The sequence below is a fragment of the Enterococcus sp. 10F3_DIV0382 genome, assembly GCF_002140245.1.
GTDB classification, from domain to species: Bacteria; Bacillota; Bacilli; order Lactobacillales; family Enterococcaceae; genus Enterococcus_B; species Enterococcus_B lactis.
Genome location: NZ_NGMF01000004.1, coordinates 1023 through 17278, shown reverse-complemented (window position 1 = coordinate 17278; position 16256 = coordinate 1023). Strand labels below are relative to the sequence as shown.

The 16256-nt window shown below is 39.2% G+C and carries 11 protein-coding genes, 3 tRNA genes, 1 riboswitch and 1 other annotated feature; of the genes, 4 read left to right on the top strand and 10 right to left on the bottom strand.

Annotated features, from left to right (window positions below; translation table 11 throughout):
* Positions 1-155 precede the first annotated feature (155 nt).
* On the bottom strand, positions 156-2570 hold the full coding sequence (gene leuS / locus A5849_RS14275; RefSeq protein WP_002310817.1) for a leucine--tRNA ligase: 2415 nt from the start codon (positions 2568-2570) through the stop codon (positions 156-158).
* 144 nt (positions 2571-2714) lie between these two features.
* Positions 2715-2921: a binding site (T-box leader), on the bottom strand.
* 69 nt (positions 2922-2990) lie between these two features.
* Positions 2991-4997 (bottom strand): LysM peptidoglycan-binding domain-containing protein, encoded by a 2007-nt coding sequence (locus A5849_RS14270; protein WP_002310816.1) that lies wholly within the window; start codon positions 4995-4997, stop codon positions 2991-2993.
* A gap of 368 nt (positions 4998-5365) precedes the next feature.
* Here A5849_RS14270 and A5849_RS14265 point away from each other — a divergent pair, with 368 nt between their 5' ends.
* Genes A5849_RS14265 through A5849_RS14255 form a run of 3 tightly spaced genes read left to right on the top strand, consistent with a single transcriptional unit; the run spans position 5366 to position 7544 of the window.
* The gene (locus A5849_RS14265) at positions 5366-6022 is read left to right on the top strand and encodes a phosphatase PAP2 family protein (RefSeq protein WP_002310815.1); all 657 of its coding nucleotides are present in this window, start codon (positions 5366-5368) and stop codon (positions 6020-6022) included.
* Complete coding sequence (locus A5849_RS14260) at positions 6022-6978, top strand: TIGR01212 family radical SAM protein (RefSeq protein ID WP_002285909.1); 957 nt, start codon at positions 6022-6024, stop codon at positions 6976-6978. The genes A5849_RS14265 and A5849_RS14260 overlap by 1 nt, the downstream gene beginning before the upstream one ends.
* Positions 6978-7544, top strand: coding sequence for a class I SAM-dependent methyltransferase (locus A5849_RS14255; protein ID WP_002320153.1), 567 nt, complete (start codon positions 6978-6980; stop codon positions 7542-7544). Before A5849_RS14260 ends, A5849_RS14255 begins: the two co-directional genes overlap by 1 nt.
* Before the next feature lie 205 nt (positions 7545-7749).
* Here A5849_RS14255 and A5849_RS14250 read toward each other — a convergent pair whose 3' ends face one another.
* Both A5849_RS14250 and A5849_RS14245 read right to left on the bottom strand, forming a co-directional pair.
* Positions 7750-9519 (bottom strand): ABC transporter ATP-binding protein, encoded by a 1770-nt coding sequence (locus A5849_RS14250; RefSeq protein ID WP_002292737.1) that lies wholly within the window; start codon positions 9517-9519, stop codon positions 7750-7752.
* Between the two features lie 2 nt (positions 9520-9521).
* Positions 9522-11234 carry an ABC transporter ATP-binding protein gene (locus tag A5849_RS14245; RefSeq protein WP_002310813.1) on the bottom strand — a complete coding sequence of 571 codons (1713 nt, stop codon included), beginning with the start codon at positions 11232-11234 and terminating at the stop codon, positions 9522-9524.
* A 114-nt stretch (positions 11235-11348) separates the two neighbouring features.
* Between A5849_RS14245 and A5849_RS14240 the strand changes: the two genes are divergently transcribed.
* Positions 11349-12017, top strand: a complete 669-nt coding sequence (locus A5849_RS14240) for a TetR family transcriptional regulator (RefSeq protein WP_002310812.1) — start codon at positions 11349-11351, stop codon at positions 12015-12017.
* Between the two features lie 66 nt (positions 12018-12083).
* Here the strand turns inward: A5849_RS14240 and A5849_RS14235 are convergent, their stop codons facing one another.
* The 6 genes from A5849_RS14235 to A5849_RS14205 all read right to left on the bottom strand — a co-directional run bounded on the left by A5849_RS14235 (position 12084) and on the right by A5849_RS14205 (position 16254).
* On the bottom strand, positions 12084-12872 hold the full coding sequence (locus A5849_RS14235) for an alpha/beta hydrolase family protein (protein WP_002314447.1): 789 nt from the start codon (positions 12870-12872) through the stop codon (positions 12084-12086).
* An 82-nt stretch (positions 12873-12954) separates the two neighbouring features.
* Positions 12955-14427 (bottom strand): MDR family MFS transporter, encoded by a 1473-nt coding sequence (locus tag A5849_RS14230; RefSeq protein WP_002310808.1) that lies wholly within the window; start codon positions 14425-14427, stop codon positions 12955-12957.
* Between the two features lie 130 nt (positions 14428-14557).
* Positions 14558-15751 (bottom strand): methionine adenosyltransferase, encoded by a 1194-nt coding sequence (metK, locus tag A5849_RS14220; RefSeq protein ID WP_086310202.1) that lies wholly within the window; start codon positions 15749-15751, stop codon positions 14558-14560.
* Positions 15749-15828, bottom strand: a riboswitch (SMK box riboswitch). (Overlaps the previous gene by 3 nt.)
* A 186-nt stretch (positions 15829-16014) precedes the next feature.
* A tRNA-Glu gene (locus A5849_RS14215) sits at positions 16015-16086 on the bottom strand.
* Positions 16087-16097: 11 nt separating this feature from the next.
* Positions 16098-16171, bottom strand: a tRNA-Ile gene (locus tag A5849_RS14210).
* A gap of 12 nt (positions 16172-16183) precedes the next feature.
* A tRNA-Gly gene (locus A5849_RS14205) sits at positions 16184-16254 on the bottom strand.
* Positions 16255-16256: the final 2 nt, after the last annotated feature.

Genomic DNA, 16256 nt, shown 5'->3' with positions numbered 1-16256 from the left:
TATTTCAATATTTTTTACAGTCAACTATGACAGGTTGTAAATACTATGGAACATCATATGGCGTTGTTATTTTCTTGTCAACTATTTTCTCTATTCATGTTTTTTTACAAAAAAACAGCTGACAGAGATTCTGCCAACTGCTTTTATCAGGTTATTTAATTAGCAACGATATTGACTAACTTATTTGGTACCGCAATAACTTTTCTGACTGTTTTGCCTTCGATATATTCTTGCACTGTTTCATTGGCTAATGCTACTTTTTCTAGCTCATCTTTCCCTAAGTCTCGGGGAACATTGCTTTTCGCACGAACTTTACCGTTTACTTGGAAAACAACTTCTACTTCGTCTTCCACAAGTGCTGCTTCGTCGTATGTTGGCCATGGTGCGTAAGAAATACCACCATCATTGCCAAGGATAGACCATAGTTCTTCACCCATGTGAGGAGCAATCGGTGCGAGTAGTTGAACAAATCCTTCGATATATTCATAAGGCAGAGCGTCCACTTTATAGGCTTCATTGATAAAGACCATCAATTGGGAGATTGCTGTATTGAAATGAAGATTTTCATAGTCTTCTGTCACTTTTTTTACTGTTTGATGGTATACTTTATCAAGTTTGCCGTCGTTCAATGTAGTGATACGGTCACGCATTTTATTGTTTTCATCAACGATCAAACGCCATACACGATCTAAGAATTTACGGCTTCCTTCTAAGCCATTTTCGCTCCAAGCAATCGAAGCGTCTAATGGTCCCATGAACATTTCGTACATGCGCAGTGTATCTGCACCGTAAGTTTCAACCACATCATCAGGATTGACTACATTACCGCGAGATTTTGACATTTTTTCGTTGTTTTCGCCTAAGATCATTCCTTGATTGTATAGTTTTTGGAATGGTTCTTTTGTAGGAACAACACCGATATCGTATAAGAACTTATGCCAGAATCGTGCATATAGTAAATGAAGCACCGCATGTTCTGCTCCACCAATGTAGATGTCAACTGGTAGCCAACGCTTCAACTTTTCATAATCTGCTAGCTCTTTTTTGTTATGAGGGTCGATATAACGCAGGTAATACCATGAGCTTCCTGCCCATTGTGGCATTGTATTCGTTTCGCGACGGCCTTTTTTACCTGTTACAGGATCAACGACATTGACCCACTCCTCAATATTTGCTAATGGAGATTCTCCAGTACCGCTTGGCTTGATATTTTTTGTCTTAGGCAAACGTAATGGTAACTCTTCTTCTGGGACAGCTGTGACTGTTCCGTCTTCCCAGTGGATGATTGGGATTGGCTCGCCCCAGTAACGTTGACGGGAGAATAGCCAGTCACGTAAGCGATAGCTGACTTCTTTTTTCCCTACGCCATTTTCTTCTAGCCATTCATTCATTTTGTCGATTGCTTCTTGTTTGTTCATACCGTCTAGAAATTCAGAGTTGATGTGCGTACCATCTTCTGTGTAAGCAGCTTTTTGAACATCTCCACCTTCGATAACTGGAAGAATCTCTAGTCCGAAAGTTTGAGCGAATTCAAAGTCACGTTCATCATGTGCTGGAACAGCCATGATAGCTCCTGTGCCGTAAGAAGCTAATACATAATCAGCGATCCAGATTGGGATTTCTTTGCCATTGACTGGATTGATTGCGTAAGCACCAGTAAATACTCCTGTTTTTTCTTTTGCAAGATCTGTTCTCTTCAGATCTGATTTTTTCGCTGTCTCTTCGATATAAGCTTCTACAGCAGCTTTTTGTTCAGGGGTCGTAATTTCTCTAACAAGATCTAGTTCAGGTGCAAGAACCGAGTAAGTTGCACCGAATAAAGTATCTGGTCGTGTCGTAAACACGGTATAGGATTTATCCGTACCAGCCACTTTAAATTCAATATTTGCTCCCACTGAACGACCGATCCAATTTCTTTGCATTTCCTTGATGCTTTCTGGCCAGTCAACTAGTTCTAGATCATCCAATAAGCGATCGGCATAAGCAGTGATTTTCAACATCCATTGGCGCATTGGTTTTCTGACTACGTCATAGCCACCACGTTCACTTTTTCCATCGATCACTTCTTCATTTGAAATAACTGTTCCTAATTCAGGTACCCAGTTTACCGCTACTTCTGCTTCATAAGCCAGGCCTTTTTCATAAAGCTTTGTAAAGATCCATTGTGTCCATTTGTAATACTCTGGATCAGTTGTATTCACTTCGCGATTCCAGTCATAACTAAATCCTAAAGAATTGATTTGACGTCGGAATGTTTCGATATTTTTTTGGGTAAATTCAGCCGGATCGTTTCCTGTATCTAACGCATATTGCTCTGCAGGTAGGCCGAATGCATCCCACCCCATTGGATGTAGTACGTTGTATCCTTGACTTCTTTTCACACGGGAAAGGATATCCGTTGCCGTATAACCTTCAGGATGCCCTACATGGAGCCCTTGTCCGGATGGATAGGGAAACATATCCAGTGCATAAAATTTTGGTTTTTCAGGATCATCATGGGTGTTGAAGGTATTCGTTTTTGCCCAGTATTTTTGCCATTTTTTCTCAATTTCTTTATGATTGTAACTCATTTTCTGTCCTCCTGTTCTATTAAAAACGCTTGTTTCTATTATAGCGAAAAAACCGGCAGAATCTGTTTCTTTTTGTTTTCTTTTACTTTGTTTTCTCAAACTTCACAAAAGAAATAAAAAAATCCTATAAAAAGATTGCTCTTTTTATAGGACGTAATCTACGCGGTACCACCTATTTTTACCTTAATGAAAAGGCCTCGAACGTTGTAACGGCCGTCACCGCCACCTGCTTACTCGAATATTCAGCAAGGGCAACTCAAAGGCGAGTTCAAAAGCATCCGTGCACATTCTCACCAACCATGTGCTCTCTGAAACTTCAGTCTTTTTACTACTTCCTTTTCAAGTGTTGTCATATTTAAGTAGCCTTATAGTAACAAATATTTTTGTGGAATTCAATCGTTATTTCTTTGAACAGCTATTTTATTTAGCTACAATCAATGTTTGACCTGGATAAATAAAGTTGTTTTTGATATTGTTCCATTCGATTAGTTGAGCCATTGTAATACCATGGCTGTCAGCAACGCCCCAAACAGATTCTCCAGATTTCACAGTATAGGTTTTCGAACCAGCAGGTGATTGTTGGTTTGTTGTTTGAGACGAGCCTTTCTTCACGATCACTTGTTGTCCTGGATAGATGAAATTATTTTTGATATTATTCCATTCGATCAACTGATCCATCGTGATATGATGTTTGTTCGCTACGCTCCAAACTGACTCGCCTGCTTTCACGGTATACATCGTATTGCCAGAGGATGATGTACTTGTTGTAGCTGACGTATTCGGTGTATTTGGTTTCGCTGCCGAAGTAGTTGAACCTGTATTGGTATTTGTTGAATTGCCGCCTTTAACGATCAATTGCTGTCCTGGGTAAATAAAGTTGTTTTTGATATTATTCCATTCGATCAGCTGATTCATCGTGATGCCGTTTTTATTTGCTACGCTCCAAACAGATTCACCCGCCTTGACTGTATAAGTGCCTTGAGACGAACTGCTGCCAGTATTAGCTGAACTGCTGTTATTTGTATTGGCTGACGAACCTGTATTACTTGATGCGCTGTTTGTTGACCCACTGTTTGAAACAGTCAGTTGTTGTCCTGGATAAATAAAGTTATTTTGGATGTTGTTCCATTGGATCAGTTGAGCCATCGTAATTCCATATTTGTTGGAGACACTCCAAACAGAGTCTCCGGCTTTCACTGTGTATTTCGTTCCTGAAGCCGTATTAGAAGAACTTGAGTTAGACGAATTTGAACCACTTGTGTTGCCAGTATTTGCTCCAGTATTAGAAGAACCGCCATTTGATACGATCAGCTGTTGTCCTGGATAAACAAAATTATTCTTGATATTGTTCCATTCAATCAATTGAGCCATCGTAATTCCGTGGTCATTTGAGATCTTCCAAACAGAATCGCCAGATTGAACAGTATATTTCGCCCCAGTTGTTTGTCCTCCATTTGATGTACCAGCATTTCCTGAAGAATTGGTATTGTTACCAGAATTATTCGTCGAAGAGCCATTTTCTTGGCTACCCTTGATCGTTAGTTTTTGTCCTGGATAAATGAAATTGTTTTGGATATTGTTCCATTGAATCAATTGGTCCATTGTAATACCGAATTTATTGGAGATTCCCCAAACAGAATCGCCAGATTGAACAGTATAAGTGGTCGAAGTTGCTGAACCTGAGTTTGTATTACCAGAATTACTTGAACCGCTAGTACTACCTGTACTTCCAGTATTATTACCACCTGTAGTGGCTCCACCGCCCGCGTTTCCGCTAGCTGGTGTATCATATTGGGTCAATCCGTAAGTCGTGATGATATTATTTAATTTGCTTGCATAACCAGGGTCTGTTGCATAACGACCTGTCAAACAAGCTGTCGCATCTGTATAGGATCTCGTGTTGCTCTTCCAAGTACCGGCATAGTAATAACCGTTGCCAAATGAAGTATTTCTAAGTACATAGGCATTGTCATTGAACGATTCAGCAAAAGAAGGATATTGTCGGAAAGGCTCCTTTTTATTTACCCATTGATTATTTAAAAATTCAAGCGTATCCATGTAGACGGTTTGTCCTTGATAGCTGCCTTTTATCCCAAAAAGATTATAATAAGGTGCTTGCGATAACGCACTACTGCCCCAACCACTTTCTACAACTGCTTGTGCGATCATCACTGATGCATACAAATCGTTGGCTTGAGCAATTGGCTGCGCATAAGTAGCAATTTCTGTGATAAATGCCGCTGTATTGATTCTTGCGCCGAACTGAACAGGTGTTTCATCCGCTTGAACAGGAACCGGCTGTACTAATGGAGCAGCGACAGAACAGCCTACCATCGCAGTTCCCACGATTGCTGCCCCTCGTTTTGCTTTTCGAAAACGTTTAGTCTGTTCTAAACGTCTCCGTTCTTTTCTTGCAATGTTTTCCATCTTCTATCCTCCAACTTCAATTTATCTATTATTAATAATTATAACTTCTCTTAATATTTATTAAAAGTTATTTAAGAGCTTTGTTGTTTTTTGTAATCATATTGTAATTTACCGTAATGAACAACTTCTGTTCATTTTCAAGTTCTTCCTACATCTATGTTCTTATTTACAAGGATTTCGAAAAACACTGATTTTATTTTCCTAACATTTCATTTGTATTACCAAAAAATGTCCTTCCGATTACAGTTATTTTTTTATAAGAATATTGGTTATTCAAAGAGGGATCATACACTGGTTTTATCTCTTTACCGTTTTTTTCACTGGACCAAAAATGCTATAATAAGTCATTGCTTCAAAGGAGGAATTGTATGAAATATAAAACATCATTTCAGGTGACTGGCAGCTTCTTTCTTGTCCTGTTTTTTATTTTGGGCTGGATCGTAAAGTTCCATCTGTCGTGGCTTTCTGGTTTCGATCAGTGGTTTACAGACATTGTCAGAGCTTCTTATCCTAATCTGAACAGCTACCAACTCTTTATGACTAAATTCGGTAATCCTCTTACCGTCATCATTTTATTTGCTTGTACGGCTTTATGGATGTGGTATAAGAAAAAAAGGGCAGAAACAGTTTGGTTCGTTTCTGGATTTATTGTAATTGCTGGAATCATCAACCCGTTGATCAAACTATTTTTCATGCGAGAGCGCCCTTCATTGACACACTTAGTGGTTGAAACAAGTTACAGTTTCCCTAGTGGACATGCAGCAGGCAGTATGATTCTTTACGGCTCTTTCCTATTTCTGCTGCCAGCTTTTGTTCAAAAAAGAACCTTACGTACATTGCTTCAATTGCTGATGGTGTTTATTATAGTAAGTGTTGGGATAAGCCGCATTTATCTGGGTGTTCATTTTCCTACTGATATCATCGGCGGCTACTTACTCAGTCTTTCTTGGCTGTGCCTGACTTATCCAGTGTATAGAGAAAAAAGAAAACAAATAGATAACTCTTACAGAAAGAAGGACTTTTAATGACTTTTCCTTATTCAGAAGGAAATAAAAGATATCATTCTTGGAATTATGCTTTACGAAATGAGTTTGGCGGGAAAATTTTCAAGGTGCCGATTGATGGAGGGTTCGACTGCCCGAATCGAGATGGGACTGTTGCCCATGGCGGTTGTACTTTTTGCAGTGTATCTGGTTCGGGTGATATGATTGTTGCACCTGAAGATCCACTTCCAATCCAATTCCAGAAAGAAATCGACATGATGCATCAAAAATGGCCTCATGTCCAACAATACATCGTTTATTTCCAAAATTTTACAAACACCCATGCGCCAGTTGAGATAATCAAAGAACGATTTGAGCAAGTAGTCAATTTACCAGGTGTCGTAGGATTATCAGTCGGTACACGACCGGATTGTCTGCCAGATGAAGTAGTTGATTACCTTGCTGAACTGAACGAGCGAATGTATTTATGGGTAGAACTTGGATTGCAAACAACTTTTGAAGAAACTTCAAAGCTGATCAACCGTGCACATGATTATCAAACTTATTTAGATGGCGTGGCTAAATTACGCAAACATAATATCCGTGTTTGTACGCATTTGATCAACGGATTACCAGGCGAAAGTTTAGAGATGATGAAAGAAAATGTCAGACGCACTATTTTAGATTCCGATATCCAAGGAATCAAGCTCCATTTGATGCATCTGATGCGCAAAACGAGAATGTTGCGAGACTATCATGAAGGTCGACTTCAATTAATGAGTCGTCCTGACTATGTCAATGTCATTTGCGACCAGCTGGAAATGATACCAAAAGAGATCATCATCCATCGTTTGACAGGGGATGCGCCGTGGGATTCCTTGATTGGACCAATGTGGAGCTTAAAAAAATGGGAAGTCTTGAATGCAATTGATGAAGAACTTCTTCGCAGAGATAGCTTCCAAGGAAAATATGATGTACGGAAAAAGGTGAGTGTCTGATGTTGCAAACTGCTTTGCATTTCAGCCATACATTACTGCAAGAAATCTTGCAACCAGGAGATCACGTCGTAGATGCAACGATGGGCAATGGCCACGATACGGTTTTTCTAGCAGAACACATCGGAAAAACTGGTCATGTCTATAGTTTCGATATCCAGCAACAAGCAATCGATGCTACTCGTGAAAAGCTAGAACAGCATCAGTTAGAAGAACGTGTCTCATTGTTTCTACAAGGCCACGAAACGTTAGGAGAAGTGATAGCTGAACAACAAGATCTCAAAGCAGGGATCTTCAATCTAGGGTATCTCCCAAAAAGTGATAAAGCAATCATCACTATGCCAGAGACTACACGCACAGCTATGGAAGAAATATTGAAACGACTTGTGCCTCGCGGACGATTGATCCTTGTTGTCTACTATGGTCATGAAGGCGGAGAAAAAGAACTGGATATGGTTGATTCTTTTTGTTCCAAACTGCCACAGGAAACATATAATGTGCTGAATTATCGGTTTATCAACCAAAAGAACCAGCCGCCTATTTTATATTGTATTGAGAAAAAAAGATAAATAAAAAACGCAAAACATAAATGATATGTTTTGCGTTTTTTTTCTCTAATACTCAGGTTAGAGCGTTGATTTCACAACCTCTTTATTCACGGTGCTCAAAAGCTTGCATCTGCGGTAATAAATCCAACCAAATCAAAAACATGAGAAGCTGTTTTTGATTGGCTGTTCTTATTACTTGATGCAGGACAGCTTTTTCACAACCTCTTTATTCAAATACAAATTGATTATGATAAAGTTCCGCATAAAATCCATTTTCTGCTAATAATTCGTGATGACTGCCTTCTTCAATGACTTCCCCATCACGCAAGACAACGATTCTATCTGCATTCAAGATCGTTTTCAGCCGGTGAGCAATCACAAAGCTGGTTCTTCCTTTGATGGCTTCATCCATTGCTTTTTGGATTCTTGCTTCTGTTACCGTGTCTACATTACTTGTTGCTTCATCCAAAATCAATAAAGATGGATTTGTGATGATCGTTCGAGCAATACTGATCAACTGCTTTTGACCTGTACTGAACAAATTGTTTTCTTCGGATATCTCTGTATCATACCCTTTTTCTAACGTCATGATAAAGTCGTGAATGTTCGCTTGTTTTGCTGCATTGATGATTTCTTCATCTGAAGCATCTGGTTTACCGAATGTGATATTGTCTTTGATGGTGCCAGAGAACAAGACGGATTCTTGCAAAACGATTCCTACATGTCTACGTAATGCATCTAGATCATACTCTCGGATATCTATTCCATCGATTACTACTGACCCATCATTGACATCGTAAAAACGATTCAACAGATTCATGATCGTCGTTTTCCCAGATCCGGTTGGTCCAACAAGAGCAACCATTTCTCCTTTGTCCACATTGATTGAGACATCCTTCAAGACTAGTTTTTCTGGAGAATAACCAAAATCTACGTGTTGCAAGGCAAGTCCTTGTTCCACTCCATCAAATGCTTTACCGTTTTCTGGTTTGACTTCATCTTTTTCATCAAACATTTCATTTAATCGTCTTGCCCCTGTGATTGCTAATTGGATCATGCTGTACCCAGAAGAAATCTGCATCAATGGTTGGTAGTATTGTTGTGAATATTGGACGAATGTCACAACTAAGCCTAACGCCACCGAACGTTCCAAATCGCCATTCAATGCTAACCAGCCACCGAAAAAGATAACGATTGCTGTATTGACTAGTGACATTCCTTGCATCATCGGAAATAGTAAGCCAGAATAAGCTTGTCCTTTGAACGTTGCTTCGCGAACACTTTGATTATGTTCTAAGAATCCTTCAATCGTTTCTTCTTGTAAGCCATTTGTGATGATGACACGTTGTCCGCTGATTTTTTCATCCATATAGCCATTCAGTTTTCCCACTTCATCTTGCTGAAGATCCACATATTTTCGCGCTTTTCGAATAATCAAGACAGCTATCAAAATAGCTACTGGAGTAGAAGCAATCGTAGCCCAAGCTAATTCTACATTTTGACGAAACATCATAATCAAGATTCCGACAAGTAAAACAGCATTCGTGATGACTTGAAGCAATGCTTGGTTCAAACTATTTTGAATATTATCTAAGTCACTGGTAAAACGACTTAAAATTTCACCGTCTTGATGAGAATCAAAGAAGCGAATCGTCAATTTTTCCAATTTGTTGAATAAACCGATACGCATCCGGTTCGTTGACTTCCCTACTACTTGAGTGAATAAAATACTATAGATAAAGTTGGCTGCACTAGCTAATACATAAAACAACAAGAGTTTCCATATTACAGAAACAAATTTGCTTTTATCGTCTACGCCTTGCATCAAGCCACCTACGTAATTTGCTAATTCTTGAAAAGCTTCCCCGATATACTGAGGTGCTTTTACTTGTAGATAGGTAGCAATAATTACTGTGATAAAGATAAAGAAAAAGGAGAGTTTGTACCGCTTCAAATAGTGATAGAAAAATTTACTTGCTTTTATTAAATCAGTCATACTTACTCCTCCGTTCCTTTTTGAGTTTCAAAGATTTCCTGATAGACACGGTTTCCAGCTACCAATTCCTCATGGGTTCCTTCACCGACTAATCTACCTTCATCCAATACTAAGATGCGATCTGCTTTGACAACAGAAGCAATTTTTTGTGCGATGACGATCGTCGTTGTTCCCTTCAAATCTCGATTAAGTGCTTCTCGGACCAGTTTTTCAGAGCGAGCATCCAATGCACTCGTACTATCATCTAAAATCAAGATCTTTGGATCACCGATAACACCACGAGTAATGGATAGTCGCTGCTTTTGTCCACCAGAAAAATTGCTGCTTCGTTCTTCTACTGGTGCTTCGTAACGATCAGATAGCTTTTCGATGAATTCTTTTGCTTGAGCAATAGAAGAAGCATGTTCCATCTCTTTTTCTGTTGCATTCTTTTTTCCTTGGCGCAAGTTTTGAGCAATCGTTCCTGAGAATAAAATTGCTTTTTGCAAAACAAAGGACACCGTTTGTCTTAAACTCTTTTCATTTACTTGGCGAAGGTCTACACCACCTACTTCTACTTTTCCTTCTGTTGGATCAAATAGACGAGGAATCAGCTGTGCTAGTGTGGATTTCCCGGCACCAGTCGCCCCGACAATCCCGACCATTTCTCCAGGTTTGATAGAAAAGCTGATATCTTTAAGCGTATCTGTATCCTCACCAGGATAACGAAAAGAAACATGGTCAAAAGTGACAGAACCCGTCAACTCTTGTTCTGGAACGTCTAAATAAGTAAGATCTGGTTCAGCATCTAAAATTTCCGCAATCCGCTTCAGCGATACGGCTGCTCTTGAAGTCATCATCATCATCATTCCACCGATAATGATTGCCATCATGATCTGCATCAAGTAATTCATGAATGAAGCAATTCCACCAATTAATGTAGGATCATCTTTAACAAGGTCGCTCACAAAGAAGATTGCTCCAACCACAGCCAAATTGGCAGCCAACATGAAGGACGGGATCATCACAGAAAATAATGTACCGACTATGATGTTGTGTTTTGTTAAGTCTTCACTTACTTTGCTGAATGTCTTCAATTGGTTTTCTTCCTGTACAAAAGATTTCACTACACGAATCCCTAGTAAGTTTTCTTTTGCAATGCTATTTACACGATCAATCAGTTTTTGAATGATCATGAAGTGCTTACCCATCCGTGTAAATGAAAGTGCCGTGATAAGAAATACCGTAACGATAAGCGCTACGATGATCCACCACAATTGTGGCATCGTGATCATAGCTAAAATGAAGGCACCAATAAATAAGAATGGAATTCGAAAAAGTGATTGCAAAGAAATCATCACTAAATTTTGGATTTGCGTGATATCATTTGTTAGACGAACAACAAGATTCCCAGCAGAGAACTGTTCGATATTCCCAAATGAAAATGTCTGGATCTTTCGAAAAGCTTCTTCTCGGATATCTGCACTTACGCCCTGAGCTACTTTCGCAGAGAAAATCGTGTTCGTTACACCTGCAGCTAATCCTAGCAAAGCCAGACTGATCAGATAAATACCGATTGTTTTCATTTCATCATTATCTTCTGTAATAATAGCTTCCAATACTTGCTGTAGTAATTTAGGTTGCCATAATGCTGCTGCAACCATGACTGCTACGGACAGCAAGGAAATAAAAACAGCTACTTTATATTTTTTCGCATGTCGTAAGATTAATTTCATTCGTTGATTACACCCCTTTGTTTAAATTGACAGGACTAATTTAACACTGTAAAATTAGACCGACTAACAATTTACCATGTTTAAAAAGATAATGCAATACACGAGGTTGATAAAATGGAAATAAAGCTTTCTCAAGCCATCATCATTCAGGCCGCTTTTGATATCCTGGCTGAAACACAAGCTCTTTCGCAGCTTTCCATGCGAAACATCGCAAACAGAATTCACGTTCAAGCGCCTGCTTTATATTGGTATTTCAAAAATAAACAACAGCTCTTGCAGAAAATGGCTGAAACAATGGAAGAAGAATTAGCGCTTCCAGATCCAACTTTGCCCTGGAATGAACAGTTGCTACAGTATATGGAAAATTACTATGACCTTTACACACGTTTTCCTTGTGGGGCAGAATTAGAAATCAATACTGTGCCCGCTTTTCCGAGTCGATTAGAACATTTGGAACAAATGATCCAACTACTTGTTCGTGAAGGATTTTCAGTCACTCAAAGTCATCAGGCCATTGCCTCTCTCCACAATTTATTGATTGGACAGCTAATGGATCAGCAGCATGAACAACAGCTTCGGCAAAAGATTATGGACGGAAATGAATTTTTGAAAGAAACAGTTCTATTTATGCGTAATTATGTAGTCGAAAATCAATTAGAGGGTTTTAAAGAAAGTATGCAGTCCCATGCAGAATTGAATGAAAAAGCACTCTTTCTAACGAGTGCACAAACCTATATTGAAGGTTTATGCCAACAAAATAAAAGAAGAGAAAACAATCGATAAAAAAAGCTCCTATAAAGGTCACCAACAAAGTGATCTCTATAGGAGCTATCTTTTTAAGTCTCTTTTTTACTTTTCTTCCATCAACCACACCAATGCACGTTGGATCCATTGATCCCAGAAGACCCAATTATGATCGCCAGGTCCTTGTTCAAAGGTGACCGCTAAGCCTTGTTCCTGCATAGCAGATACCATTTCCTGATTTGCTTGATAAAGAAAATCAGATTCCCCACAAGCCATATAAAACCTTGGGACTGGTTTTCCGCTTTTTACTAATTCTTTCAATAAATATTGTGGATCATTCTTTGAACCTTCGATTTGATCCAATGGTCCAAAGATTCCTTCCCAAAAGGCTGCTTTACGAACCATCAAAAGATCATCCATTCGGTTTCCTACAGAAACAGCGCCTGAAAGAGAGATTACTGCTGCGAAATTTTCTGATTTTGCAAGGCCTAGTTTTAATGCGCCATATCCGCCCATCGATAATCCAGCGGCATATGTTTTTTCCCTTTTTCTTGTTAATTGTGGGAATAGTTCATGACAAATCTCAGATAGCTCTTCTGCAATGAACGTCCAATATTTCATATCATAAGCCGTATCTGTGTACCATCCAAGATCAGTAGATGGCATTATGACAGCTAATCCGTAGTCTGCTACGTAACGTTCAATCGACGTACGTCTTTCCCATACACTATGATTGCCACCCATCCCATGAAGTAAATATAAAACAGGTATGTCCGTTGTCGCTTGCTCTGAACTGGTGCCAATCACCTTTTTAGTTGTTTGTGGGAGTATCACATTTAGATTGACTTCCATTTCTAATACATTCGAATAAATATTTGCTTGAATAAATGCCATATTTTCGCCTTCCTTAGTAAGAAGTTATTTTTGAATAACTTTAAATTTGAATGATTCGGCAGAGTACATGTCTCGACCGAAACTACTGTTTTATTTTACCACGTTTTTCATGAACGAAAAGCGTTAAGACCAAAGCAATGATCACGAGTAACAAGCCAACTAGATAAACGGAATGTAACCCATCATAAAGAATTTTTCTTAATGGCAACAGAATATCCGCATCGATATATTTAGCCGTTTGTGGATTCACCAGTTTGTTCATGATATCTGCATCATTTGTTAAATTTGCTGCTGCAAGTTCTCGTTTAGTTACCCCATTTATCAATAAACCAAAAATAGAAACCATAACTGTTTGACCAATTGTTCGAACTAACGTATTAAAAGAAGTTGCTACACCAAGCTGATCACGAGATACACTATTTTGTGCACTGACAGTCGAGGTAGTCATGGTCACACCTAAGCCTATACCGATGACCGTTGATATAGCAAAAAACCATAAATAGTTACTTCTGAAAGGCATAAGATACAACCAAGCGCCCCCAATAGCTGCGATTAGTAATCCAATTCTCAAGACCCAATGAGTTTCCATTTGAGTCATCCACTTGCTTGCAAGGAAAGAACCGACCATCCAGACTAGTGATAATGGTGCTAATACCAACCCACCAATTGCTGCATTCAGTCCTAATACACCTTGCATCCACATAGGAATATAAACATCGATTCCCATCAAAAAACCACTAGCCAATGCTGCAGCCAAGTTTACCACAACAAATAGTGGATTTTTGAATAAATGCATCATGATAACAGGATCTTTAGCTCTTTTTTCGGCAAAAATAAAAATACCTAACAGTACGATACTTCCTAGCAACAAAGCAGAAACAAGCGGACTCATTCCTTCGTCTCCTAATAATTGGAACCCTAACAGCAATGTGACAAGCATGGCCATCAAACTAAAACTACCAAAAATATCCATTGGTTTAGACTCATGTATGATTTTTGGTTCATTTAAATATAGCCAAATAAAAATAATTAATAGAATTCCGATCGGCACATTGATAAAAAAGATCCAGTGCCAGCTGATCGTTTCAACGATGAATCCTCCCGCAAGCGGTCCAAAAACACTGGCAATCCCCCAAGCTGAACTATTCAAACCTAAAACTTTTGCTCGCTTTTCAATAGAATAAAGATCGCCGATGATCGTCAAAGCTACTGGCATCATTGCTCCAGCACCCATCCCTTGAATCGCACGAGCAGCAATCAACCCAATCATGCTTTGAGATAAACCGCAAAATAACGAACCGATAATAAACAATAATGTCCCAAAAATAAAAATTGGTTTTCGTCCCACTTTATCCGCAAGTTTTCCGTAAATCGGAGTAAGCATAGCGTTTGTCAGCAAATAAATCGAAAATACCCAGTTCATGATTTCCATTCCATGTAATGAGCCAACAATCGTTGGCATAGCGGTTGTTACGATTGTCCCTTCAATAGCCGTCATGAACGTTGCAATGAAAACACTCACTGTGACTAAAGTAACGTTTGTTTCTTTTTTCATCTTATGCCTCCTTTTTCATCATGACAGGATCTAAAAATAGATAAATACTCACTATCTTTTTCAAGAGGTGCACTGCCATAAAAAAAGCTGGAACAACCACCATTCGGCGATCGTTCCAGCTGAATATAGCTTATTTTGCTAAACTTGCTTTCAATGCATCTACTTTGTCCGTATGTTCCCAAGGCAAATCCACATCTGTACGGCCAAAATGACCGTAAGCAGCTGTTTGTTTGTAAATCGGACGACGCAAATCAAGCATCTCGATGATTCCTGCTGGCCGAAGATCGAAGTTTTCTCTCACTGCAGCAATCAATTCTTCTTCCGGAACCGTTCCAGTACCGAAAGTATTGATTGAGATCGAGACAGGTTGAGCAACACCAATCGCATAAGCTAGCTGTACTTCTACTTTGCGAGCAAGCCCTGCTGCAACGATGTTTTTAGCAATATAACGTGCAGCATAGCTGGCAGAACGGTCAACTTTTGTCGCATCTTTACCAGAAAAAGCACCGCCACCATGACGAGCATAACCGCCATACGTATCAACAATGATTTTTCTTCCTGTTAATCCTGCATCCCCTTGAGGACCACCAATGACAAATCGGCCAGTCGGATTGATATAATATTTTGTTTGATCATCTAATAATTCAGCTGGAATAACTTCCTTCACTACTTTTTCGATGACATCATGACGAATTGTTTCATTATCTACTGCATCATCATGCTGTGTTGAAATAACGATTGTATCTACACGTTCAGGTTGTCCTTGATCATCATATTCAACTGTGACTTGAGATTTTGCATCTGGACGTAAATACGTTAATTCATTTGATTTACGCAAATCTGCCAAGCGGCGTACCAGACGATGACTCAAAGCGATTGGTAAAGGCATTAATTCCGGTGTTTCATCTACAGCAAAACCAAACATTAACCCTTGGTCGCCAGCACCAATTTCATCTAATACGTCTTTTTTATCTTCATCCCGGATCTCAAGTGCTTCGTCAACTCCTTGAGCAATATCAGGAGATTGTTCATCAATCGCAACCAATACAGCTGCTGTATCTCCATCAAATCCGAATTTTGCACGTGTATAACCAATTTCTTTTATTGTTTCCCGTACGACTTTTTGAATATCTACATATGCCGTCGTAGATATTTCTCCAAATACTAAAACAAGCCCAGTTGTTACAGATGTTTCACACGCTACTCGTGCTGTTGGGTCTTGTTCTAAAATTGCATCCAAGATCGCATCACTGATTTGGTCAGCGATTTTATCTGGATGTCCTTCAGAAACAGATTCTGATGTAAATAAGTGTCTTTCTACCATTATAATGATTCCCCCTAGTTAAATTCGGTTACAAGGCATCTCCGTCCTGCGGATCCTTTCGGGAACTTGCAACGAACCAAGTATAGCAGATAAAACAGTTTTCTGCTCGTATTTTTTCATTTTTTTGCTTAAAAAATATAAATATTTTACATTAGATTTATCCAAAAAAGCTTAGCACAATCATCTATAAAGATAACTCTGCTAAGCCTTTTAAAATCATTCTTTCAGATAAAAAGAAAAAGATACTCATCAAGTATCTTCCATGACCCGTACGGGATTCGAACCCGTGTTACCGCCGTGAAAGGGCGGTGTCTTAACCGCTTGACCAACGGGCCAATAAAATAAATGGGCCTAAATGGACTCGAACCATCGACCTCACGCTTATCAGGCGTGCGCTCTAACCAGCTGAGCTATAGGCCCATAAAAACTAAAAGCGGGTGACGAGAATCGAACTCGCGACAACAGCTTGGAAGGCTGTGGTTTTACCACTAAACTACACCCGCAT